Genomic DNA, 21,789 nt, shown 5'->3' with positions numbered 1-21,789 from the left:
ACGATTCACAGGCTGATCACCGAGACATTAAATCAAGGGGACTACTATCCGTGCAGAAATTTCTGGTGTTCCTCGGGTCAGTTCGTGACAGCACGCCTCCGCGCCCAGCCAGGCTTGGCCTGCGAGTTGCCTGGCAATGCGAGAAGCATCTGCAGGAAATGGGTCATGCCGTTGAATTAATCGATCCATTGTCGATCGAGCTTCCGGCCGCGTTCAAACCCCACTTCGCCTATGCGAAAAGCGCAGTTCCGGAGGCTCTGGACGCTTTGGCCGCGAAGATCGAAGCGGCGGATGGCTTTGTGATGGTCAGCCCCGAGTACAACCACTCCATGAGCCCGGCATTGGCGCATCTGCTGAACCACTTTGGCAGCTCGCTCTTTTCCTACAAGCCCAGCGCCATCGTGACCTATTCTGCCGGACAGTGGGGCGGCGCCCGTGCAGCGGTGAACATGCGCACCTTCCTGTCGGAGCTGGGTTGTCTGCCGGTTTCGGCAATGATCCACCTGCCGCAAGCACAGGATATCCTGACCGAAACTGGCGATTTTGCCGAGGGCATCGATGCTGAGGCCTGGCAGGGCTATTTTGGACGCACACTTGCCCAGTTGGATTGGTGGGCTGCAGCCGCCCGGGCGCAGCGGGCCGTTGAGGGCATACCAGCCGCAGCGCCCACCTTCAGCCGCGATCCTTCACAGCGGAACGCCCCTTGAACAGGCAACCAATGGAACCGGTTATCACAGTGATTAACGCATATACCCTGGATTCTCACACCGCATCCGCTGCCGGGTTTGCACGGAAACGGTATAGATGACGGCAAGGCAGAAAAGCCCAGAAATGCGTCATTTCCGAGGCCTATACCTTCCGCGCCAAGGTTTAGGTGAAAAGAGACGAATGCCGATCAGAGACCAGATTTGGCCGCATCGCCAGTCTCTGGGGTTTAGGTGCCATCGGCAAAACGGCGCGGAAGCTGGGGATTTTCTGGCCCCTTGAGGCCCATCTCATTGATTCGCATTGAGATGTTGGCGGAGAGGGAGTCCGCCAAACTAATTTGCGCCTCTTTCCGCATCCCAACATTTACCCACGGTTTTCCGTCATTTTGGAATGAGTTTTTCCGTATCTTTCCGTTGACGAGCGCCCACGAGCAGAATTATTGTGGGACGAAATGAGGGACGGGACATGGGCAAGCTCACCAATATCTCAGTCACGAATGCCAAGCCGGGCCGGCACGCTGATGGCGACGGTCTGTATCTGCATGTGCGGGACAGCGGCTCCAAGGCTTGGGTTTTGCGCGTCATGGTCGAGGGCAAGCGAAGCGACTTCGGCATGGGTTCTCTATCGGACCTATCCCTTGCTGAAGCCCGCACGAGAGCCGCGACATGGCGCGCATGGGCGAAGGAGGGCCGCAATCCGGTTTTCGTCCAGCGCGAAGAGGATCGCGCCAAAGCCGCGCTAGAAGCCGAGGGTGCCCGGACCTTCAAATGGGTAGCCGAGCAGGCGCATGAAGCCCTCTCGCCCGCTTGGCGCAATCCGAAGCACAAAGACCAGTGGATAAATACCCTCAAGGAATACGCCTTCCCGAAGATCGGCAAAGAGCCTGTCGCCGCGATCGACGCCCCCATGATAATCGCGGTCCTGACCCCGATATGGCTGAAAAAGCCTGAGACAGCGCGGCGCGTTCGGCAACGCATCGGGGCGGTGCTGGATTTTGCCCATGTGCACGGCTGGCGCCCGACCGAAGCGCCCATGCGTTCCATCGTGGCCGGGAAGTCTCTGCCTTTGCAGAAGGGAGGCAAGCAACACCATGCAGCCGTTCCCTATGATGAGGCCGCCGCAGTGATGAAGGATCTACGCGCGAAGGCGGAAAGCGCCGGTCGGCTGGCACTGGAGTTCACGATTCTAACGGCAGCCCGCTCCGGTGAGACACGGGGCGCGACATGGGCAGAGGTCGACTTGGAAAAGGCGCTTTGGACAATCCCCGGCGCGCGCATGAAGGCAGGGAAGCCACACATCGTCCCCCTCACGCCGCGCGCGGTCGAAATTCTTGGTGCCGCCGCCAAATTGCGGAAAACGAACAAGCCCGACGAGATGGTTTTCCCCGGCCGCGGGATTTCGGCCATGTCTGACATGACGATGGCGAAGCACATGCGCGCCGTGCGCGACGACGCCACGGTGCACGGCTGGCGGTCGACGTTTCGGGACTGGATTTCAGAATGCACCAATTTCCCCAGCGAGGTCGCGGAAATGGCGCTAGCCCACACCATCAGCAACCGCGTTGAAGCCGCCTATCGTCGCGGCAAGCTTCTCGAAAAGCGCCGGGAAATGATGCTGGCATGGGAGAATTATCTGGCCGGGAGGGCTGCGAACGTCGTTTCGCTCCCCGCCGGTCGCACAAGCTCTGCCGCCTAAGCGGCGAGGAAGCGGCCGGCCGTGGAGGTGCCACTCCACGGTCGACCTAATCAGCAACCGCCTACTGTGGAGGCGATCGATGACCTGCAACTTCAATATCCCCAAACCGAGCTCGATGCCATGTTCCCCCGCCTCTCTAGATGATTCAGAAACTAATTGGGCTGGTGCTGCATCTCGCTTTCAAGCCGCCCGCGCTGCGGAAGAAGCTTACGATAAGGCCGTATGGATGCCTGCGCTTCGCGCATCCAAGGATGGTGGCCCCAATATACCAGATCATGTCGAAGCCAAAATGGAGGCTCTTGCAGCCGCCCGCTATGCGGTGGAGGGACAGTGGATACTGACGCCCGCACCTAGTTTGCACGATGTCATTGCAAAGATCCAATATTGTCGTGAGCGCTGGGAAGGATTCGAATGGCCGCTTTCCTGGTGGACCAGCATCATGACGGACCTTGGCCGCATCGCTGTCGAAGCCGCGACCGAAGGGAAGGTGCAGTGAGGATGAACCGCATTGATCTTTCGCTGAAACTCAGCCGTTTAGCCGCTCTGGTCGAGGGCGGCCTCGACCAGCTTCAATGTGCCATTGATGAGGGCGGCGTGACTGCGGACGGCCCCGCCTATCACGCGTTCGAGCTCAACCTAATCATTCGCCAGGATATTGCGGAACTTCGTCAACAGCTCGAACAGGAAGGACACCAGGATCTGGTCCGAAGGGTGCGCGCATGATGGGGGACGACATGACCATCATGCAAATCCCGCACGCAATCGACTTGGAACCGATATTGGCTAAGTTCGACCGGCCGTCGTAGCAAGCTGATGCGCCGCGCTAGAAAACGACACTACCCGCCGGCGGCAGTGCTGATAGAAATATCCGGGGGCTTAGCCCGGCCAGGTGAACAGCGCGCCGCCTCCCGCGCCTGCCCCCATCGTTTCCGAGGCGCCCAAGAGGCGGGGCCAAGTGAGCGATAGCGATCCATCGGAGGAACGGCGACGCCAAATTGAGGCGAAATTTTCCGTTGCTCGCAACAGTGTGGCACACGCCGCAAAGCGGGCTCGCAATAGCCTGTCAGAGAAGCGCGAAAAGGATCTGGCTCGGCGGCTACTCATAGCGGCGGAGCGCTTTCGTGTTATAGGCCTCATGTCCAGCGATATGAGCGAGAATAAGTTCTACGACGCCGTATCCAGCTTAAAAAGCCACCTGCACAATGCGCGCAGTGCTGCATGGAAGATCGCGACTATGGTGCCGGTCACGCTCATAGTGGACAGGGAGGCCGCCGACCAGCTCACAGCCGAGCAGAAAGATTTGCTGACAGCCGTTGCGGAGTTTTTTGACAATCCAGCTGTAAGTTCATTTGGCGGCACAGGTTTGTTTGAAGCCATCGGCGGGTTGGTTGCGGCCTGCGACCTTACCTTGGCCAAGGCTCCACGGACCATACTCCCGGCAGATCGTGGGCGTAGCAAATACCAATCACTGCCTGAATTTCAGCGGTACATGCGGGTATTGGCCCAGATCTACAAGGCTGCCACGAGAAGGGAGGCCGCAGCGAGCGATGGTTCCAACGCTGTGCCAGATGGGCAAAGTAACTTCACCAAATTTGTCCAGTCGGCCTTTGCTCTTGCTGAGGTGAAGGTTGGTCGAAAAAAGCTCGTCCCCGGCCCGAGCATGATCGACACCGCATTGAAAGAAATGAGAAAATCCAAATCCGCACGCGGCGATTGAATCCCGCTGTCTGAGCTACCCGCCTAACTGTCATTTTTTCCGTCATCATTCAAATGTGAACGGTGACGTGCATGACTGAGCAGACCAAAATCCTCGACCGCAATCCTGTGTTGGCTCGCATCGGCTATAGTCCCGATGAAGCAACCCAGGTTGTGCCCTTCTGCAAAACCGCGCTTTACAGCATGATGCGCAGCGGCCAGTTGCGCTACGTCAAGGTAGGCGGCCGTCGCATTATTCCGGCCTCCGCATTAAGGGAACTCTGCGGCGAAACTGGCGAAGTGGCGGCCTAACGTGCCGGGCGGTTCGCAAAAAAGCCCGGCCGCTTTCGCAGCCGAGCCCGTTTCCAAGCTGGACCATACCCTTTCGGAGAATCCTCGCCAAGTCCTGTTCAAAACCGTCCTGCGCAATGACCCGTTCGGCACCTGTGTTCATGTGACGATCGAGCCGCGCGCCGCTGAATATCCCTCCTGGCCCTTTCCGACGCACCGCGAAGCCTTGGCTTTCGCCGAAGAGCTGCAGCGCGTGCATGGCTGGCCGATTTCGGACAGGACCGAATATGCGGACTGACCTGTCTTCCGAGCTTCAGTCTGCCGCCGCCCGCGTTGAGCAGCGCCATCTGGACCGGCTCATCGCGCTTGGCATATCTGGCGGCACCATTGCTGAAATGGGCTTGCGGGGACCGCCCTTCGGCATGGTTCGCGGCGTCGATGTTGGCGCTGGCCTTTACGAGCCCGGCGATGGTCCCGAATGCGTCGTCATCCCAGTCCATGCCGAGGGTACGCTGATCGACCTTGTGGCCTTCCGCACTGACCAGCCGACGAGATGGCGCTTGCGGACGGGGCTCGGCTGGGCCTTGGGCGCGGATCAGATCTATGTGCCGTCCTGGGATAACGAACCTTTGCAGCTGTGGCGGTCGCCGTTGGACTGGCTCCGCAATGATGGCGTCGGGATCACGGTGTTGGATTGGGACGCGCCCGAACTGCGCGACCTGCTCATGGTCGAGAGCATCGCCGCAGACAATGACGTCGGCAACCGCCTCTTGGACATTCTCGCACGGCCGACCCGCCTGCCCAAGCTGATAGTGCGGAAGGCGGTGCGCCATGCCGCGTGATCTCCATAGCGTCGAGCGCCTGGACCCGCGCCAGGCCGAACCTTCGTCATTGCCTCTGCCCGTCGAACTGTTTGGCGCCATCCGACCGGCGATTACCCAGCGTCATATAATCAAGGGTCTTTTGCTCGCCGGAACCGCCATCGTCGTCTTCGGTCATCCCGGTTCCGGCAAGACGTTTACGGTGATCGACTGGTCCCTCCGCATCGCTGCGGGAGAAGACTGGTTCGGGCGAAAGGTCCAGCCCGGCGGCGTCGTCTATATCGCAGCTGAGGGACAGACGGGGCTCCGGCTGCGTATCGAAGCGTGGAAGCGCGCGCACGGCTATGCGGAAACGGACATTCCTTTTGCCCTCATCCCGGCCAGCGTGGATCTGTTGGACCCGCGCGCCGATATGGAGAAGCTGGCCAGCGTTCTTTCTCACCTTGCCGGCCTTTGGGGCGGAATCGTCCTAGTCGTGATCGACACACTTGCCGCGACATTCGGCGGGGGTGACGAGAACAGCGGAGACATGGCGGCGTATGTGACAAACGTGGCCCGCCTTTGTGCCCCTTGGGGGTGCGCCCGCCTCATGGTGCATCACCAGCCCCTCAATGCCGACGCCAAGCGCCCCCGCGGGCACGGGAGTCTCTGGGGGGCGGCCGATACGGTCATTCATGTGACCGGCGATAGCGAAGCGCCAGCCCGGCGCATTTCGGTCATGAAGCAAAAGGACATGGACCCAGGGCGCGACGTCCTGTTCAAATTGAAGCCCATTGATGTTGGCACCGATGAAGACGGCGAGCAGGTGACATCTTGTGTCATAGAGCCTGCTGACAACGATGCGCTGGCCCCGTCGAAGCCCGGCAAGCGCCTTAGCGATAAAGAGCGCATTGCCCTCAACCATCTCGAAAAACTGCTGGTCGCTGAGGGCCAATTGCCACCTTCGGTCATTCCCGAAACCACGTTGGACCGTAAATGGATCACCAAGGTTGTCAGCATGTCCGCCTGGCGTTCGGCGGCCATGTCCGCGCTACACTCACCGGACACAGAACCGGACAGCGCGCGGACAGCCTTCAACCGGGCACGCAATAAGCTGCAAGCCTCAAAAATCATTGGAATTTGGGAGGGGCACGTATGGATGCTGTGACCTTCCCGGACATGTGCGGACATCGCCCGGACACGAAATCGGACATGGGCAGGAAACCGGACGGACACGGACATCTCTCTTTAGAGAGTGTCCACCTGTCCGGTCCCGTCCCGACCCCTCCCACCATCACCAACCGACCAGCGCCGGGCACCCGGCAGAAAGGACTGACGATGACAATCGCAAGTCGATTCTACCCCCACTTGAAGGACAACCCCAGCAGCCGATTCGCCAATTTGTCGGAAGTGTTGCGCGGCCAAATTTCCAGCCTGATCAACGACACACCGGCGCCCGCCGCTAACGCTGGAGATGTCCCCCGGAATGCACCGCGACCATCCGCACCTGTCGGCGCATCCCGCCCGGCGCCTGCAACGGAAGCGCGCCAGGGACTTGCTCATGCCGCAGCGCCGAAGCCCATGCCCGTGCCGGCCAACATTGAAGCCATGGGTCCCGCGTGTGCCGACGCTTACCGGCGCAGCTTCCGCGAAGCGAATGCCCGCTCATTGCGGCTGCTGTCGCATCCGGCTGCGCGCGGCCGGGGCATCTCGCTTGGTCAATTGATCGCACAAGACCTGGATGATGCCAAGATCATCGCGCGGCTGCCACAGGAAGCGACCGACGATGAGCAGCGCGCGAAGATGCGCCAGGCTGAGATCAGCAGCATGTGGGATCGCGCTATCGCCCGCGCCTTCGGCCAGCCCACCCCGACCCCGTTCTCATCCGCAGACATTGGCAACGTCTGGGACCGGGCCATCGCTCTTAACAACCCCGGCCACAAGCCTGCTGCCTCTCCCTCCAGCCCATCCGGCGATGCCTGGGACCGGGCCTACACCGCCGCTTTCGGTAAAAGATGAAAGGATCAACATGAGCACGAAAGTCTACAGCGCTGCCGGCGAACGGCTGTCCCGCATCGACATGAGCGATCATCTCGCGTGCATCGACGAAACCGCAACGGAGCGCGGCAAGATCGACGCTGCTATCGAACGCGGCATGGCCGACATTGGCGAGCTCGGTAGGAGGATTAACGAAGCGAGATTCGGACCTCATGTCGACGCAGACAAGGCGGCCGATGCCCTCTTGAGCGGCGGTGATGTCACCGTTGAAGTCGACACTATCGAGCGGTTGGAGCTGGAACGGGCGGCCAATACCGCAGGTATGAAACGCCTGCGCGAACGGGAAGCGGTGGCTGGACAGGAGGAAGCAGCAGCCAAAAATGCCGCCTGCAGCGCCGTCGCTGCCTGTGTCGCGGATCTGCCGCCGGTGTTGATGCAGGAGGCAGAGGCCGCCGCTGGGCAGTTGGCCGCAGTTTTCGCCGCGGCGGTGGCACTGGCTGAAGGTGCGGCCAGCCCGGCAGCAAGGGGCGTAGCCGATAAGCTTCGGGAGGTGGTCGCCAAGTGCAGCACGAGCGGCCTGATCAGGCACTCACAGCTTGCGGTCCCTGATGCCACGCTGGCCGTGTTGGAGGCCGGGCGCCGTCCGATCGAGCAGTTAGGCCGCCGCTGGCCCGTTGCCGTCTCGGTCCCTGGCCCTGCCATTAATCCTGCACTCGTCGCTATGGGCGAGGAAAACCGCCTGCTGCGAGATAAGATCGCCAGCCTGCAGGCGGCTTAACGGGGTTGGCGGAGAGGGGTCTCCGCTGCGCGTGCGCTGGTCGCCGCGCCGCCGCCGCTGGGGTTTCCTTCTGTTTACCCAGCGGCGGCGAACATTACCGTGAATTGCGAGGTTGGCGGGGAATAGTGGCCCCGCTGCGCGCGCTAGTCGCGGCGCCGCCGGTCGGTCCTTTCAGATGCTTCGGGACCGGCCGGCGAACATTCTGGTTACGCAAACGGTGACGAAATCCTGAGAAATCCCGTTATTTTCTATCGACTTACGCAGAGCAAGTGACCGAAAAAGGCGCCAATGATCCCCATTATGTAAGCGTGACATCGCCGGAAAGTCGCAGAAAAGCGCGGTTTTCGGGCCATGAGGGGGTGACGAAACGGTTACGCAAAAATTGCGTAAGGTTGCCACTTTTCCTTTTGCGTTATCGCCCGATGGACAAGAAATCAGCATAGGCAGACACGGCCGCCGCAAGAGCGCCCACGATGGCGGAGGCAGCCACGGCAATCGCGCCGACCTTCTGCGCTGTCGTCAACGTCAGGGATTTCCGCACCTCCACAGGCTTGCCTTCCCAGTAAAGGGAGCCGTCATCACCAACGCCAAGATGCTCCAGCCCGTCTAGCGATATGGGCCGGACGCCTGCCGGCCAGCCCGCATGTGGTTCGCCAGTGCTTTGCGCTGGGTGCCGGCGGCCATCATCCATAGATCCCCCATGAAAAAGATTCGGAGCCTCATCAACAGCATAGCTAACCCGCAACGAGCAAGGCCAAGAATCGTATTGCAAACGAAACGGCCCTGACTTCATCCTATCCTTGCGGGTTTGTAGGGGGAAAACCATGACTATGACACGTATTGCGCTTTGCGCAGCACTTCTTGCTTTCACCACGCCACTTGCCGCTGAGCCTGCCGCATCCGTACCGGTGGGCATGGCTCCATCAATAATCCTGCCGATAAACACGCTCGTTGTCGTGACACCCATCGAAGAAATCACCTCCAAGGAAATGAAGGTCGGCCAGGTCCGCAACTTCATAGTGGTCAACGACGTGGTGGAAGATGGCGCCGTCGTCATCCGCCGAGGGGCGCCCGTCAAGGCGACCGTCTCATGGCGCACGGGCAAGGGCATCGTCGGGAAGTCCGCCAAGTTCGAGCTGACTTTCGACTCCGTTCGCGCTGGCGGGCGGGATTGGCGGCTGCGGGGCTCTGTCCGTCAAGAAGGTCGCGGCAACACCACTGGCGCCCTTCTCGGCGCAGCAATCATCACCGGCCGGTCGGCGGTTATCACGCCGGGTCAACTGATCAACGTGTTCACGGCTGAAGAAATTCCGTTCCAACAAGGGCGCGCTGCGACCTATGGCGCTCCCGTTGTCCAACAGCCCGCATCACCTGCTCAGCCAGCGGGCATCAATCCCAACTCGGCGATAAGATGCATTACCTGCTGACAGCGGCCGAGCGGTGAAAGGCCTGTCAATGGCGGGCCTCCCTTAACAGCTGAGAAATCCGTAGCGCATAACGGCAAAGCCGCCCTGATATTGGGCGCATGACAGGTCACGCCCATGGACGGAGCATTGCGCGACCGCACGGCCATAGTGGTCGGTGTCGACCTGCCGACATTCGACCGGTTGGCCTTTCACGAGGGAGCGGAGATTGTCGGTGCTGGCGTAGGGGTCGCCGGGTGTGCATTCACGGCCGGGCCGACAATGCCCCGGCAGCTCCGGTGCGTCGATCGATGAAAGCCGAATACGCGTGAAGCCGCACCGTAGAGTGTCGCCGTCCAGAACTTTCGGGCTGGTGCAGCCGATGCCCAAGGAAGTGCTGGAGGCAGCAACGGGCCAGCCCGGCAGCTTGTCGCCATATTGAAGCGCCGCCCATCCAATGCCACTGCCGATGATGATGCCAGCCGCCACGAGCGAGCCGAGGTTTACGCCCTTGCTGCGCTTCTGACGCTGTGCAGGACGCCGGAACGGGACGACGTTGCCGCGACGTCGCCGCTTTGGGCGCGGGCTAAGCATTGTGCGGAAGTCGAAATCATCCCCCATGTGGCCATATTCCACCCTTTCAGCCGCCGTGTCATCTGGCGATAGATCCGGGGCGGATAGGCAACCGATGACTTACGCAAAAGTTTGAATAGGCCACTCGGGTCAAAAATGCGGTCACTGGCCGCTATGGGTGTCGCAATCGCTGGGTAGGACCCGCAAAAATATCCTTGCGTTTCTGCGGGTTTCGGCGCGTCATCCCCTCCATGCTCACTGTCCGAAACATGCCCGACGCCATGGCGACCGTGCGCCTGTTCGCGCCGCCGGCATTGCCCGAGCGTGATCCTCGTTTCGTGCATGGGCCTGCGGAACTCTGCACCCTCGCTATGAAATGGGACGGCACCGTTCCGGCTGGCGGCCTCATCGTCCAGGAAAAGATAGACGGTATCCGGGCGCTCTGGATCGACGGGCAGTTGGTGACGCGCGGCGGCAATGCGATCGGCGGCACCAGCCATATCGCCGCAGCCCTTGCCCTGCTCGAACGATCTTTCGGGCGGCCCATGATGCTCGACGGAGAGTTCCAAGTCGATGGTGCGCTACGGCCGACGCTCCAGCATTTCGCCAACGGTGGGCGCTATGGTGACGCTGGACGCCTGTTCCTGTTCGATGCGGTGCCGTTGGATGACTGGAGGGCCGATAAGTGCCCTATGCCTCTCGGTGCCCGCCTGAAGGCGCTGGACGCGGCTGGGTCTGCTCTGGCGGATGATGCTGTCTCAGTGCTGAAATGGCGCTGCTATGTGACGCCGGGCGCGGTGCAGGGAGAGGCGGAGGCCGTATGGGAGCAGGGCGGCGAAGGGCTGGTCGCTAAAGTGCCCGCCTCCCTCTATCGACGGCGACGTGATGGGGCGTGGGCCAAGGTCAAGCGTGCATCAGACTAATCAGCTGCCACATTTGCCTACGCTCAATGAGCGGTCGCACATAACGGATCTTCGCCAATCACTGGCAATCCACAATAGGTCGCCGGCAGCGGATGGCGCTCGCGCCAGCGACTGTCAGCGGCGACGACAAGCACATATTGGCCATCGCGAAACGCACAAACCACCGTGCCTTTCCAGCTAGGTAGCTTCAGCTCAGCAGCTAAACGCCGAGCGGCTGATCGAGGCGCCAAATCTTGGATCACACATTGTGTCCATACACCAATTCAACTCCGAGTTGGTTAACAATCGGCTGTAGGGGCAGAATAAACGATTGGCCCCTAGCTTCGTTGCCTGCGAAAACCAACCCGACCGCTCGCTTTGAGCCGTCAGGCCACACTCCGACAACCAAAGAACCCGAATCTCCCGCACGCGAGAAGGGCGCGCCATTATGTCCCGCCACGATCCAGGCTTCGTCAAAATAGACGGTTTTATTGATGCCATACTCTTTGATGCTGTAGCCCACCGGGATCGGGGATGCGGAAACCCCAACGATTACACCCGTCGTAAATCCGGTAGTTCGGCCGCACTTCTCGACGGTTAGGCCACCATAGGGAGCATCGATGATTGAAGGGGTGTCATATTTGTCGCCCTGCATCGAAGACACCTGTGCGGGATCTTCGATCTCGAATATTGCGGCGTCGCAATTCAGGCTGACGTCGATGTTCTCCGGGATGCCTTCATTGATTGGCAGCAGTTTCGAGTGGCGCCCAATGGTGAACGGGCTGATATGCTCTTCCGTCGCATCCAGTGGGCCGGGGCATAGAATTGGAATACCGGGCACAGCGCAGTTGCAGGCTCCAGTGACATGATTGTTCGTGAGGCCGAACAAAGTTCCAGTTGGCCCTTTCACTAGGGCACCAAGGGTGCCGGCCCCGAAGCAGTTTACGGGGTGAATTGATGAGCCACAGGCAATCGAGCCATTATGTAGGAAGTAGGGATAGTTCGCATCCGGCGACGGCGCGCCACCTTTAACGCTCGCAGTTCCGCCCAAAGCGTATTCGAGCTTAATGCCGCCCACCACCTGAAATGGCATTTTTTCCCGCTCGGCCTTGGTCAGCTTGGCGTGGGTGAAAATTGTCACTTTCCGTTCGGCATCGCTGTAGGCGACCAAGGTGATGGCGCGCTTTTTCAGGACTGCCTTTACAGCTTGGGATTCAAAAAGGTTTTGCGGCAGCAACTCAATGTCGGCTGGTTCATCTTCGACGGAGTCCTCTACAGGCCCCTTTGCGAAAAGATGGTTCTGCTTAGCCCAGGCTAGAATGCTCTCGGCAGCCTGGCGAGCGGTTGTCTGCTCATCAGCTTGAGCGCCCACATTCTCTTCGAACATCTCTTCTGCCATCAGTCACCCCCAATTTGCTGAAAAGGTCTGCCCACGAAGACCGCGTTAGTCCAGTCAGCAATCGATCCATATTGAGGGAAGAGATGAAGATTGTCCTAGGCCATCGGGGCGGGCCGGCTGCTAAAGGAGAGACTGACAGCAGCATTCCAGACGTCACGATGCCTCAGCTTTGAGGGACCAATTGAGGGACGAAAAATCGGCTCAAACTTAAAACCCACGCTTTTCTGCGGCTACGGCGGGATGAACTGGCGGAGAGGGAGGGATTCGAACCCTCGGTACCCTCGCGGGCACGCCGCATTTCGAGTGCGGTGCATTCGACCACTCTGCCACCTCTCCGCAGAAGGTCCGGCGCGCGCCGTCCCGGTCGAGCGGCGGCCATTAGCGAATGATTTCCACCTTGCCAAGCGGCGGCGAGCATTTTTCTTGTTTCGCACCGCAAGCATCCTAAATTGCACCCATGAACGACGCGATTCAGATTTTCGGACCCGATATCACCGCCCCGCCCATCGTCCACGCCCGCTTCAGCATCGGCGACGTGGTGCAGCACCGGCTCTTCGGTTTTCGCGGTGTGGTGTTCGATATCGATCCGGTCTTCGCCAATACGGAAGAATGGTATCAGGCCATTCCCGAAGCGGCGCGACCGGACAAGGACCAGCCCTTCTACCATCTGCTCGCCGAAAATGGCGAAAGCAGCTATGTCGCCTATGTCAGCCAGCAGAATCTGATCGTGGACGACAGCGAGGAGCCCGTCGACCATCCCGCCATTCCCGACATGTTCGGCACCTATGCGAACGGCAAATATCAGCTCCGCCCGCTGCATCGGCATTAAGCTCGGGCGGGCGCTGCTCGGCCTTGCCCTGCCGCTTGCGTCCAGCGGCCTGTTGCAGGCCGCCACGCCAACCCCGGCGGTCAAGGTCAATCCCGATCCCGCCTTCCCCTTCTCGCGGGAGATAGAGGCCTTCGCCAAAGCCAACGAGACGGGCCCCGCCATCGCCGACGCCACGCTGTTCCTGGGCAGCTCCAGCATCCGCCTGTGGGACATTCCCGGCAGTTTCCCGGACATCGGCACAGTCAATCGGGGCTTCGGCGGCGCGACCACCCCCGACGTGCTGCATTATTACAAGCGCCTGCTGCCCAAGGCGAAGCCGCGCTCCATCCTCGTCTATGTCGGCGAAAATGATCTGGCCGCCGGCGCCACCCCGGCCGCGGTCGCGAACAATGTGCTCATCCTGTTGAGGCAGCTCCGAAACGATTATCCCAAGGCGCATATCGCCTATCTGTCCCTGAAACCCAGCCCGATCCGCTGGACGCTCTGGCCGAAAATGGCGGCGGTCAACATGACGGTGGCGGCACGGTCGCGGATGGCGCGCTTCGACTATCTGGATGTCGGCCGCGTGCTGCTCGCCCCCGACGGCCTGCCCGATGCATCCCTGTTCCGTCCCGACGGCCTGCACATGAACCCGCGCGGCTACACGCTCTGGACCCGGTTGGTCGATGCCTGGCTGGATGCAGCCATCGCCGGCGACCTCAAACCCGCTTCCTCCTCCTGAGGCATGCGGGCGCACTTTCCGATTGATCCAAACCCAAGCAACATTATTACCGGACGTTTATAAAACAGCCGCAGGCAAGGGGACAGACAAGTGACAAGTGATTCGGCCAGAGCGGCCCCCATGGCGGAGCTGACGCTTCGCGGCGTCATATTGGGTGCGCTGATCACCTTGCTGTTCACCGCGGCGAACGTCTATCTGGGGCTGAAGATCGGCCTGACCTTCGCCACCTCGATCCCGGCGGCGGTCATCTCCATGGCGGTGCTGCGCCTGTTCGCAACCGGCACGATCCTCGAAAACAACATCGTCCAGACCATCGCCTCCGCTGCCGGCACGCTGTCGGCAATCATCTTCGTGCTGCCCGGCCTCGTCATCATCGGCTGGTGGCAGGGTTTCCCTTATTGGCTGTCCGCCTTCACCATCGCCTTGGGCGGCATATTGGGCGTCATGTATTCCGTGCCGCTGCGCCGCGCGCTGGTGACGGGATCGGACCTGCCTTATCCGGAGGGCGTCGCCGCCGCAGAAGTGCTGAAGGTGGGCGCGGGCTCCCGCGAAGGGCTGGAAGAGAATAAGCGCGGCCTCGCTGCCATCATCGCCAGCTCGGTCGCTGCCGCCGCCTTCGCGATCCTCGCCAAGACAAAGCTGATCGCGGAGGAAGCCGCCACCTTCTTCAAATTCGGCGCGGGCGCCTCCAGCGTCTCCACCAGCTTCTCCATGGCGCTGATCGGCGTCGGCCATCTGGTCGGCCTGTCGGTGGGCGTCGCCATGTTCTTCGGCCTGCTGATAAGCTGGGTCGGATTGGTGCCGTACCTCACCGCCCCGCTCCCTTCGGGCGCGGACCTTTCAGAGATCGTCGGCACCACCTTCCGCATGAAGGCGCGCTTCATCGGCGCGGGCACGATCGGCGTGGCGGCGATCTGGACCCTGCTCAAGATACTGGGTCCCATCATCAGCGGCATCCGCTCCGCCCTCACCGCCGCCAAGGTCCGCAAGGCAGGCAATGCAGGCCTGCTCGACCTTACCGAACGCGACCTGCCCATCGGCATCGTCGGCGGCACCATCCTCGCCTCGCTCATCCCCATCGCCATCCTGCTGTGGGTCTTCGCGCAGGGTGGGCCGATCGCCGCCAATCCGGTACCGATCATCGCGCTGACCCTGGTCTATATCCTGGTCGCGGGCATCGTCATCGCCTCGGTCTGCGGCTATATGGCGGGCCTGATCGGCGCGTCGAACAGCCCGATCTCAGGCGTCGGCATCCTCGCGGTGCTGGGCGCCTCGCTGATCCTCGCGGCGATCTACGGATCGGGCGGCGACCCGAAGCAAAGCCAGGCCCTCATCGCCTATGCCCTGTTCACGACCGCCATCGTCTTCGGCGTGGCGACCATCTCCAACGACAATTTGCAGGACCTGAAGACCGGCCAGCTCGTCGGCGCGACCCCCTGGAAGCAGCAGGTCGCGCTGGTACTGGGCGTGATCTTCGGCGCCCTGGTGATCCCGCCGGTGCTGGACCTGCTCAACAGCGCCTTCGGCTTCGCAGGCGCGCCGGGCGCCAAGGCGACCGCCCTCCCCGCCCCGCAGGCCGCACTCATCTCCGCGTTGGCCAAGGGCGTGCTGGGCGGCGATCTCGACTGGAAGCTGATCGGCTTCGGCGCGGGCATCGGCGTGGTCGTGGTGGCCATCGATGAGCTGCTGGGCAAGGCGGGCAAGCTGCGCCTGCCGCCGCTCGCCGTCGGCATGGGCATCTACCTGCCCATGGCGCTGACCCTGCTGATCCCGGTCGGCGCGCTGATTGGGCATTTCTACAACCGCTGGGCGCTGCGCCAGTCCAACCCCGAATTTGCCGAGCGCATGGGCGTGCTGATGGCGACCGGCTTCATCGTGGGCGAAAGCCTGTTCGGCGTCGCGTTCGCCGGGATCGTCGCCGCCACAGACAGTGACGCGCCGCTGGCGCTGGTGGCGGAAAATCCTTGGAGCGTGGTGCTTTCGGTGATCGCCTTCTTCGGCGTGATCGCGGCGCTTTACGGGAGGCTAAGGCATTGGGCTAGCGCCCCGCTGGGGTGAAGCTGTCATTAAGCCCCTCCCTTTCAGGGGTTGGGGTGGGGGAGCGCCCCATAGGCCGAGTTTGCGGGTGGGGCACGCCCCCACCCCTCAATCCCCTCCCCTGAAGGGGAGGGGAGGATCCACGCATCCGCAACTGACGATTTTCGGCCAAATCCTATGCATCCTGGAATCCAATAAAAAGGGGGCCGCCCCCAGGCAGCCCCCTTCTCAATCCCATTCCGCCGGATCAGAAGTTGAACCGTATGCCGCCCGTATAACGGCGACCGAAGCGTTCCCACTCGATCGTCTGGTTGCTGCTGTTGGGCGCCTGCACGCCGCTCGCGCGCAGCAGGCTGCCCGGATCGGAGAAGCGGCGGCCCGGATGGTTGAGCAGGTTCGATGCGTCGAAATAGATCTCGAAATTCTTCGTGACCGCATAGCGCGCCGAGAAATCCAGTTCGTCGTCCGAGTCCCAATAGGTGTCGCCGCCATCGGCCAGCGAACCGACCGTATCCAGCCATTTGCTGCGGTTCTGATATTGCAGGCGCAGCGACAGGCCGTATTTCTCGTAATAGCCGCCGATATTGTAGACGAAGTCCGACGTGCCGGGCAGGCGGAGCGTGCGGCCGGGCAGATTCACCTTGCTATTATTAAGCGTGATATTGGCCGAGACGCCGAAGCCGCCGAGGAATTCGGGCAGGCCCAGACTGTCCGTCCATGGCTCAAGCTGCAACTGAGCGGCCGCTTCCAGGCCGTAGATGCGGCCCGAACCGCCGTTGACGAGGCCGCTGAACGTATAGCCCGACCGGTCGATGCCGTTGCTGTTCAGCGCGGCCGAGTTGAAGGTGCGCGAGGAGGTGTAGAGGAAATCCTCGATCTTCTTGTAGAAGGTGCCGATCATCAGATAGCCCTGCGGACGCAGATACCATTCGAAATAGGCGTCGACGCCATAGGCGCGCTCGGGCTTGATCGCCGGATTGCCGCCGGAAATCGTCTCATTGCTGTCGTTGACGACGACATTGGGACGTAACTGGTCATAGTCTGCGCGGGCGGCGCCGCTGTTGAAGGACAGGCGCAGCTTCTTCGTGTCGTCGATATTGTAATTGATGTGCAGGCTGGGAAAGGCCAGCGTCTGCGTGGCTTCCGCCGTGACGAGGCCGCTGACGCCCGCAACGGTGCCGACCGCAGAGCCGCGGTTCTTGATATGCTCGACGCGCACGCCGCCAATGACCGAACCCCAGTCGTAGCGGAAGGTGCCCATCAGATAGCCGGCGATGATTTCCTCGCGCACGTCATAATTATTGCCGCTGTTCGGCGCGAAGGCGAAGGCCGCCTGCGCCGCCTTCGACGCGGCGCGCATCTTGTCGGTGTCGAAATAGTGGAAGGTGTAGCCCATCGGAATCTCACCCAGGAACTTCTGGTCGAGCGAGAACTGGTTATAGTCCGTGGGCATGATCGTCCCGGCCTGCGCGGCGCTCAGCGTGATCTGCTGTTCGTCGGCGACCTTGGTGCGGCGGTCATATTGGATGCCCGCCTTCAGCGTGGCATGCTCCAGCTCGCGCGCCAGGACCAGGCGGCCGGTATAGGCCTTGGTCGTGTCGACCGCATCCAGCACGGTGAAGCCGGAAAGCGGCTTGGTGAAGCTGTCCACGTCCGTGACCTGCGCCCCGGCGGTGTAACGCGTCGGGCTGGCAAGCTGCAGCGTGCGGTAAAGCGTCAGGCGCGACAGGTTCGGGTCGGAAAAGTCGTATGCGACGGTCGGCCGCAGGTTACGCGTGCTGGGGCTGTCCCAGGTTGCCTCACCGACGACCGAACGGTCGTCCTTCGATTCGGTGTAGTTGCCGACCCAGCTCAGCTTCCAGCCGTCGGCAAATTCATGGTCGCCCGCCAGCGTGTTGGTGAAGACCGACTGGCGGAAGGCACGCAGGGTCGAGCGCTGGCGGATGTCGATGCCGTAGACCGTGCCCTGCTGCGGCGTGTTGCCGATGCAGATGTCGGCATAGCCGCTGTTGGTCGGCGTCGCGTTCGGCGTGATCGTGCAGGCCGCCGAGGAGGTCGAACCATCGCTCTGGCGGTCGTCCAGATCGAAGCGGTAATTGTCCCGCGCCTCGTCGTCGGTGAAGATGGTGTAGATCGAACGCAGCGAGACCGTATTCTGCGCGTCCGGCTTCCAGTCGACCCGGCCCGAGACGGACCAGTTCTTGCGGGTCAGGCGGTACAGCTTGTTCTCGGCCTCATGCGCCCAGAAGCGGGTCTCGTTGCCGGGCCGGCTGTCCTGCGCCCCCACCCGTTCATAATCTGTCTCGAAATTGTCCGTGACCATGTTGCGTTCATAATAGCTGCCCGACAGCAGCACGCCGATTTCACCGATTCCGGTCTGGAAGCGGTCGGAAACGACCAGCGCGCCTTCATATTCCCGCTTGTCGCCCAGTTCGGCAAAGCCAAGGCCGCCCTTGCCCGCCAGATGGAAGCCGTCATAATCGAAGGCCGACCGGGTGATGACGTTGACATTGCCCGCGACCGTTTCACCCGGCATGTCGGGCGTCACCGCCTTCGACACGATGATCTTGCCCGCGATGGCGGACGGGATGGAATCGAAGCGGGCGTCGCGGCCTTCCGGGCTCACCACATTGATGCCGTCGAACGACAAGGTGGTCCAGGTCTTGGGCGCGCCGCGCAGGTTGATGTAGCGGGCCTGGCCCTGGTCGCGCTCGACGCTGATGCCGGGCAGGCGGCTCGCCGCCTGGGCGATATTCTGGTCGGGCAGGCGGCCCACGGAATCCGACGCGGCGACCGTGACCAGCGAATCCGAATTCTTCTGGACCTCCAGCGCGGCGGCTTCGGATTCGGCAATCGGACGGGTGCCGGTCACGACGATCTGGCCCATATCCTCTTCAACGGCGGCGGGAGACGTTGCGGATTGGGCCATGGCGTTCGACGATGCCAGCGCCCAGCCCGCGATACCGCATACCAGACCCAAGCGAACGAATTTGGCGCCGGCGCGCGGCCGGACGGATTTATGCTGCATGATATCCCCCTGTTGGACCAGCCTGTCGAAATGGCTTGGCGGGGCTCCTAGGGCGGGCGGAATACAAGCGCATGAAACTATGGTGACAGATCAGTGACATGGAGACCGATATTTGCGCCCAGCCTGTCACATTGCCGTCATGGAGCGCGTCCAAGAGGCGCCCCGAAACGGGGGAACATCCATGACCAACCGCCCATCTGCTGCCCTTTGTGCCACCCTTCTGCTCGGTGCCTGCGCCGCCACGGCGACCGAACCGCCCCTGGCCCAGCGCATCGCCAACGCCGCCCCGGCCACGACCGTCACGGCACGGGGGGAAACCGCGCCGGTCGGCACACCCAATGCCGACGCGGCGGACGATCCGGCAATCTGGCGCAACGCCGCCAACCCCGCGCAAAGCCTGATCGTCGGCACGGACAAGAAGGCCGGGCTCTATGTCTACGGCCTGGACGGCAAGACCCGCGACTTTCTCGATGCCGGCCGGGTCAACAATGTCGACCTGCGCGACGGCGTGACGATCGACGGGCGGAACGGCATCCTCGTCGTCGCCAGCGACCGCAACGATGTCGCCCATGCCAAACTCGCCCTCTTCCGCCTCGATCCCGCCACCGCCAAACTCTCTGCGCTGGGCAAAGTCGATGCGGGTGCGGGCGAGGCCTATGGGATCTGCCTCTATGGCGCACCGGAAGCGACCTACGCCTTCGTCGTGCTCAAGGACGGCACGGTGAACCAGATCGCGCTCGATACCTCCGGCGCGGCCCCTTCGGGCAAGATCGTCCGCACCATGAAACTCGGCACCCAATCCGAAGGCTGCGCGGTCGATGACCGTACCGGCATCCTCTATGTGGCGGAGGAGGATGTCGGCCTCTGGCGCTTCGACGCCCGACCGACCGGCTCGATCGCCCCCACGAAGATCGCCGCCGCCGACGGCAAGAACCTTGTCATGGACGCCGAAGGCGTCGCCATAGCACCCATGGGCGAGAAGGACGGCTATGTCCTCGTTTCCAGCCAGGGCGACAACGCCTATGTCGCCTATCGCCTGAACGACGACAGCTATGCCGGTCGCTTCCGCGTGGTCGACGGCGCCATCGGCGGGTCGGAGGAAACCGACGGCATCGACCTGATGCTGGGCGATTTCGGTCCCGGTTATCCGGGCGGCCTCTTCGTCGCGCAGGATGGCCACAACGCCACGGCCGCCCAGAATTTCAAGCTGGTCGCATGGGATGATATTGTGCAGGCGTTGGGTATAGACCGCTGACGCCTGCCCGGATTCGACTTTCGTCGCGATTGCGCTTCGGTCCCAACGGCGCGAATATCCCCGAAAGCCGGGAGAGCATCATGTCCACTACAGAAAATTACCGCGCCAAGACGATGACCGCCGCCCAGGCCGCCGCCCTGATCCCCGACGACGCGAAGATGGTCGTCGGCCTCGGCGTCAGCTACCCGCCCGCCCTGATGGACGCGCTGGCCGATCGCGTCCGCTCCGGAACCCTCACGGGCGGCACGCTCTACTGCATGCTCGCCTGCGCCATCGCCAGCAAATCGATCCTCGCCCCCGACCTCCACGACCGCATCCGCCATGTCAGCCTGTTCCACGGCGGCGTCGAACGCAGCACCGACGCCCTGCGCAATGACACGATGCAAAGCCTGGTCGAAACGCTCCCGGTCCAATTCCACCAGATACCCCGCATCCTGACCGAGCATCTGCATGCCGACACGCTCTTCGTCACTGTCTCGCCAATGGACGCCGACGGCTATTTCAGCCTGGGCACCAACACCGACTATGCCCTTGCCGTCGCGCGCAGCGGCGTCCGGCTGGTCGTGGAGGTCAACCCCGCCATGCCCACTGTCCATGGCGACTGCAAAATCCCGCTCTCGGCCATCACCGCGATCGTCGAGAACCATGTCCCGCTCGTGCAGATTCCCGCTTTGCCCCGCACGCCCAATGACGAAGCCATAGGCGCCATCATCGCGGACATGGTGGAGGACGGCGCCTGCCTGCAAATGGGCATCGGCGCGGTGCCGGACGCCGTCTGCGCCGCGCTGATGCATCACCGGAACCTCGGCATCCACACCGAACTGCTCTCCCCCGGCCTCGTCAGGCTCATCCAGGCGGGGGTGGTCGACAACAGCCGCAAGCCCATCCACACGGGCCGATCGGTCTTCACCTTCGCCATGGGCGACCAGAGCCTCTACGACTTCCTGCACGACAATCCGGCGTTTGAGGCGCATCCGGTCGAATATGTGAACGCCCCGCACGTCATCGCCCGGAACGACCGCATGATCTCGGTCAACGCCACGATTCAGGTCGACCTCAGCGGTGCCTGCAACTCCGAACATATGAACGGGCGCCAATATAGCGGCACCGGGGGCCAGCTCGACTTCGTGCGGGGCGCCTATGCGGCGAAGGGCGGCCGATCGATCATTGCCTGCCACTCGACCGCGGCGAAGGGGAAAGTGTCGCGGATCGTGCCCTGGCTCGACGGCCCCGTCACGACGCCCCGCACCGACACGCACATCGTGGTCACCGAATATGGCTGGGCCGACATGAAGGGCAAGACGCTCTCCGAACGGGCCCGCGCGCTGATCGGGATCGCGCATCCCGATTTCCGGGAGGAACTGGAACGCGGCGCGTTCGAGCGGCGGCTGCTCTAATGTGGTGGATTTGAAATATGCCTCATTCGGATCACTAGAGCGCGCTGCGCTAAATCGTACGCGAGCCGCACGCTCTAAGCTTTTGTTGTCGCATCGCTTTAAGCACAAAACCGGTTCCCACTTTTGCGCACGATGCTCTAGAACATGTTCCGATTGGATTGAAGCGGAACATCCCCTGATTTTCTTTGTTTGCCGCGATTTCCGAGCCGGGAAATGTTCCTTTTCACGCGAAATCGCTCTGGCTCATCTATCATCATCCTTTCCGTGAAGGCAGGAATGA

Annotated in this window: 22 protein-coding genes and 1 tRNA gene; 18 read left to right on the top strand and 5 right to left on the bottom strand. The window is 62.0% G+C overall.

Annotated elements, in window-relative coordinates; translation table 11 throughout:
- Nucleotides 1-50 precede the first annotated feature (50 nt).
- The 11 genes from CAF53_RS08845 to CAF53_RS08795 all read left to right on the top strand — a co-directional run bounded on the left by CAF53_RS08845 (nt 51) and on the right by CAF53_RS08795 (nt 7,965).
- Nucleotides 51-707 carry an NAD(P)H-dependent oxidoreductase gene (locus tag CAF53_RS08845; RefSeq protein WP_100237883.1) on the top strand — a complete coding sequence of 219 codons (657 nt, stop codon included), beginning with the start codon at nt 51-53 and terminating at the stop codon, nt 705-707.
- A 466-nt stretch (nt 708-1,173) separates the two neighbouring features.
- A complete protein-coding gene (locus CAF53_RS08840) occupies nt 1,174-2,403 on the top strand; it encodes a site-specific integrase (protein ID WP_100237882.1) in 1,230 nt (409 codons plus the stop codon).
- Between the two features lie 79 nt (nt 2,404-2,482).
- Complete coding sequence (locus CAF53_RS27045) at nt 2,483-2,899, top strand: hypothetical protein (protein WP_157801239.1); 417 nt, start codon at nt 2,483-2,485, stop codon at nt 2,897-2,899.
- 2 nt (nt 2,900-2,901) lie between these two features.
- The gene (locus CAF53_RS08830) at nt 2,902-3,126 is read left to right on the top strand and encodes a hypothetical protein (RefSeq protein WP_100237880.1); all 225 of its coding nucleotides are present in this window, start codon (nt 2,902-2,904) and stop codon (nt 3,124-3,126) included.
- Between the two features lie 232 nt (nt 3,127-3,358).
- Nucleotides 3,359-4,120: a hypothetical protein gene (locus CAF53_RS08825; protein WP_157801238.1), complete on the top strand. Its 762-nt coding sequence runs from the start codon at nt 3,359-3,361 to the stop codon at nt 4,118-4,120.
- 71 nt (nt 4,121-4,191) lie between these two features.
- Nucleotides 4,192-4,410, top strand: a complete 219-nt coding sequence (locus CAF53_RS08820; RefSeq protein WP_100237878.1) for a helix-turn-helix domain-containing protein — start codon at nt 4,192-4,194, stop codon at nt 4,408-4,410.
- Nucleotide 4,411: 1 nt separating this feature from the next.
- Complete coding sequence (locus CAF53_RS08815; RefSeq protein WP_100237877.1) at nt 4,412-4,687, top strand: hypothetical protein; 276 nt, start codon at nt 4,412-4,414, stop codon at nt 4,685-4,687.
- On the top strand, nt 4,677-5,231 hold the full coding sequence (locus tag CAF53_RS08810) for a hypothetical protein (RefSeq protein WP_100237876.1): 555 nt from the start codon (nt 4,677-4,679) through the stop codon (nt 5,229-5,231). Before CAF53_RS08815 ends, CAF53_RS08810 begins: the two co-directional genes overlap by 11 nt.
- Nucleotides 5,221-6,357, top strand: a complete 1,137-nt coding sequence (locus tag CAF53_RS08805) for an AAA family ATPase (RefSeq protein ID WP_100237875.1) — start codon at nt 5,221-5,223, stop codon at nt 6,355-6,357. The genes CAF53_RS08810 and CAF53_RS08805 overlap by 11 nt, the downstream gene beginning before the upstream one ends.
- Nucleotides 6,345-7,208, top strand: a complete 864-nt coding sequence (locus CAF53_RS27040) for a hypothetical protein (protein WP_157801237.1) — start codon at nt 6,345-6,347, stop codon at nt 7,206-7,208. The genes CAF53_RS08805 and CAF53_RS27040 overlap by 13 nt, the downstream gene beginning before the upstream one ends.
- Before the next feature lie 10 nt (nt 7,209-7,218).
- Complete coding sequence (locus CAF53_RS08795) at nt 7,219-7,965, top strand: hypothetical protein (protein WP_100237873.1); 747 nt, start codon at nt 7,219-7,221, stop codon at nt 7,963-7,965.
- Between the two features lie 412 nt (nt 7,966-8,377).
- Here the strand turns inward: CAF53_RS08795 and CAF53_RS27035 are convergent, their stop codons facing one another.
- Entirely contained in the window at nt 8,378-8,656 is a 279-nt protein-coding gene (locus CAF53_RS27035; protein WP_157801236.1) for a hypothetical protein, read from the bottom strand.
- 133 nt (nt 8,657-8,789) lie between these two features.
- On the opposite strand from CAF53_RS27035, the gene CAF53_RS08790 reads away from it, so the two are divergent.
- Nucleotides 8,790-9,392 (top strand): hypothetical protein, encoded by a 603-nt coding sequence (locus tag CAF53_RS08790; RefSeq protein ID WP_157801235.1) that lies wholly within the window; start codon nt 8,790-8,792, stop codon nt 9,390-9,392.
- A 42-nt stretch (nt 9,393-9,434) separates the two neighbouring features.
- Here the strand turns inward: CAF53_RS08790 and CAF53_RS27030 are convergent, their stop codons facing one another.
- A complete protein-coding gene (locus CAF53_RS27030) occupies nt 9,435-9,989 on the bottom strand; it encodes a thermonuclease family protein (RefSeq protein ID WP_242443408.1) in 555 nt (184 codons plus the stop codon).
- A gap of 203 nt (nt 9,990-10,192) precedes the next feature.
- On the opposite strand from CAF53_RS27030, the gene CAF53_RS08780 reads away from it, so the two are divergent.
- Nucleotides 10,193-10,864 carry a hypothetical protein gene (locus CAF53_RS08780; protein ID WP_157801234.1) on the top strand — a complete coding sequence of 224 codons (672 nt, stop codon included), beginning with the start codon at nt 10,193-10,195 and terminating at the stop codon, nt 10,862-10,864.
- 238 nt (nt 10,865-11,102) lie between these two features.
- Here CAF53_RS08780 and CAF53_RS08775 read toward each other — a convergent pair whose 3' ends face one another.
- Nucleotides 11,103-12,242: a hypothetical protein gene (locus CAF53_RS08775; RefSeq protein WP_100237870.1), complete on the bottom strand. Its 1,140-nt coding sequence runs from the start codon at nt 12,240-12,242 to the stop codon at nt 11,103-11,105.
- A 246-nt stretch (nt 12,243-12,488) separates the two neighbouring features.
- Nucleotides 12,489-12,578: transfer RNA gene (locus CAF53_RS08770), tRNA-Ser, on the bottom strand.
- 121 nt (nt 12,579-12,699) lie between these two features.
- On the opposite strand from CAF53_RS08770, the gene hspQ reads away from it, so the two are divergent.
- The 3 genes from hspQ (at nt 12,700) to CAF53_RS08755 (ending at nt 15,850) form a co-directional block, all read left to right on the top strand.
- Nucleotides 12,700-13,071 carry a heat shock protein HspQ gene (gene hspQ, locus CAF53_RS08765; protein ID WP_046762287.1) on the top strand — a complete coding sequence of 124 codons (372 nt, stop codon included), beginning with the start codon at nt 12,700-12,702 and terminating at the stop codon, nt 13,069-13,071.
- The gene (locus CAF53_RS08760; RefSeq protein WP_100237869.1) at nt 13,028-13,792 is read left to right on the top strand and encodes a GDSL-type esterase/lipase family protein; all 765 of its coding nucleotides are present in this window, start codon (nt 13,028-13,030) and stop codon (nt 13,790-13,792) included. The genes hspQ and CAF53_RS08760 overlap by 44 nt, the downstream gene beginning before the upstream one ends.
- 90 nt (nt 13,793-13,882) lie before the next feature.
- Complete coding sequence (locus tag CAF53_RS08755) at nt 13,883-15,850, top strand: oligopeptide transporter, OPT family (protein WP_100237868.1); 1,968 nt, start codon at nt 13,883-13,885, stop codon at nt 15,848-15,850.
- Nucleotides 15,851-16,076: 226 nt separating this feature from the next.
- On the opposite strand, the gene CAF53_RS08750 is transcribed toward CAF53_RS08755, so the two are convergent.
- Nucleotides 16,077-18,857, bottom strand: a complete 2,781-nt coding sequence (locus CAF53_RS08750; protein ID WP_100237867.1) for a TonB-dependent receptor — start codon at nt 18,855-18,857, stop codon at nt 16,077-16,079.
- Nucleotides 18,858-19,038: 181 nt separating this feature from the next.
- On the opposite strand from CAF53_RS08750, the gene CAF53_RS08745 reads away from it, so the two are divergent.
- Both CAF53_RS08745 and CAF53_RS08740 read left to right on the top strand, forming a co-directional pair.
- On the top strand, nt 19,039-20,112 hold the full coding sequence (locus CAF53_RS08745) for a phytase (RefSeq protein ID WP_100237866.1): 1,074 nt from the start codon (nt 19,039-19,041) through the stop codon (nt 20,110-20,112).
- 80 nt (nt 20,113-20,192) lie between these two features.
- Nucleotides 20,193-21,509 carry an acetyl-CoA hydrolase/transferase C-terminal domain-containing protein gene (locus CAF53_RS08740; RefSeq protein ID WP_100237865.1) on the top strand — a complete coding sequence of 439 codons (1,317 nt, stop codon included), beginning with the start codon at nt 20,193-20,195 and terminating at the stop codon, nt 21,507-21,509.
- Nucleotides 21,510-21,789 lie beyond the last annotated feature (280 nt).

Source organism: Sphingobium sp. LB126, assembly GCF_002795205.1.
Classification (GTDB): Bacteria; Pseudomonadota; Alphaproteobacteria; order Sphingomonadales; family Sphingomonadaceae; genus Sphingobium; species Sphingobium chungbukense.
This window is presented reverse-complemented; position numbering and strand designations above follow the sequence as displayed.

Bases quoted from the DNA above. Each gene is read 5' to 3' on its own strand.
- CAF53_RS27035 (WP_157801236.1), bottom strand. From the start codon at position 8,656: ATGGATGATGGCCGCCGGCACCCAGCGCAAAGCACTGGCGAACCACAT.
- CAF53_RS08795 (WP_100237873.1), top strand. From the start codon at position 7,219: ATGAGCACGAAAGTCTACAGCGCTGCCGGCGAACGGCTGTCCCGCATC.
- CAF53_RS08745 (WP_100237866.1), top strand. From the start codon at position 19,039: ATGACCAACCGCCCATCTGCTGCCCTTTGTGCCACCCTTCTGCTCGGT.
- CAF53_RS08830 (WP_100237880.1), top strand. From the start codon at position 2,902: ATGAACCGCATTGATCTTTCGCTGAAACTCAGCCGTTTAGCCGCTCTG.
- CAF53_RS08775 (WP_100237870.1), bottom strand. From the start codon at position 12,242: ATGGCAGAAGAGATGTTCGAAGAGAATGTGGGCGCTCAAGCTGATGAG.
- CAF53_RS08790 (WP_157801235.1), top strand. From the start codon at position 8,790: ATGACTATGACACGTATTGCGCTTTGCGCAGCACTTCTTGCTTTCACC.
- hspQ (WP_046762287.1), top strand. From the start codon at position 12,700: ATGAACGACGCGATTCAGATTTTCGGACCCGATATCACCGCCCCGCCC.
- CAF53_RS27040 (WP_157801237.1), top strand. From the start codon at position 6,345: ATGGATGCTGTGACCTTCCCGGACATGTGCGGACATCGCCCGGACACG.
- CAF53_RS08805 (WP_100237875.1), top strand. From the start codon at position 5,221: ATGCCGCGTGATCTCCATAGCGTCGAGCGCCTGGACCCGCGCCAGGCC.
- CAF53_RS08780 (WP_157801234.1), top strand. From the start codon at position 10,193: ATGCTCACTGTCCGAAACATGCCCGACGCCATGGCGACCGTGCGCCTG.
- CAF53_RS08760 (WP_100237869.1), top strand. From the start codon at position 13,028: ATGCGAACGGCAAATATCAGCTCCGCCCGCTGCATCGGCATTAAGCTC.
- CAF53_RS08750 (WP_100237867.1), bottom strand. From the start codon at position 18,857: ATGCAGCATAAATCCGTCCGGCCGCGCGCCGGCGCCAAATTCGTTCGC.
- CAF53_RS08740 (WP_100237865.1), top strand. From the start codon at position 20,193: ATGTCCACTACAGAAAATTACCGCGCCAAGACGATGACCGCCGCCCAG.
- CAF53_RS27045 (WP_157801239.1), top strand. From the start codon at position 2,483: ATGACCTGCAACTTCAATATCCCCAAACCGAGCTCGATGCCATGTTCC.
- CAF53_RS08810 (WP_100237876.1), top strand. From the start codon at position 4,677: ATGCGGACTGACCTGTCTTCCGAGCTTCAGTCTGCCGCCGCCCGCGTT.
- CAF53_RS08820 (WP_100237878.1), top strand. From the start codon at position 4,192: ATGACTGAGCAGACCAAAATCCTCGACCGCAATCCTGTGTTGGCTCGC.
- CAF53_RS08840 (WP_100237882.1), top strand. From the start codon at position 1,174: ATGGGCAAGCTCACCAATATCTCAGTCACGAATGCCAAGCCGGGCCGG.
- CAF53_RS27030 (WP_242443408.1), bottom strand. From the start codon at position 9,989: ATGGGGGATGATTTCGACTTCCGCACAATGCTTAGCCCGCGCCCAAAG.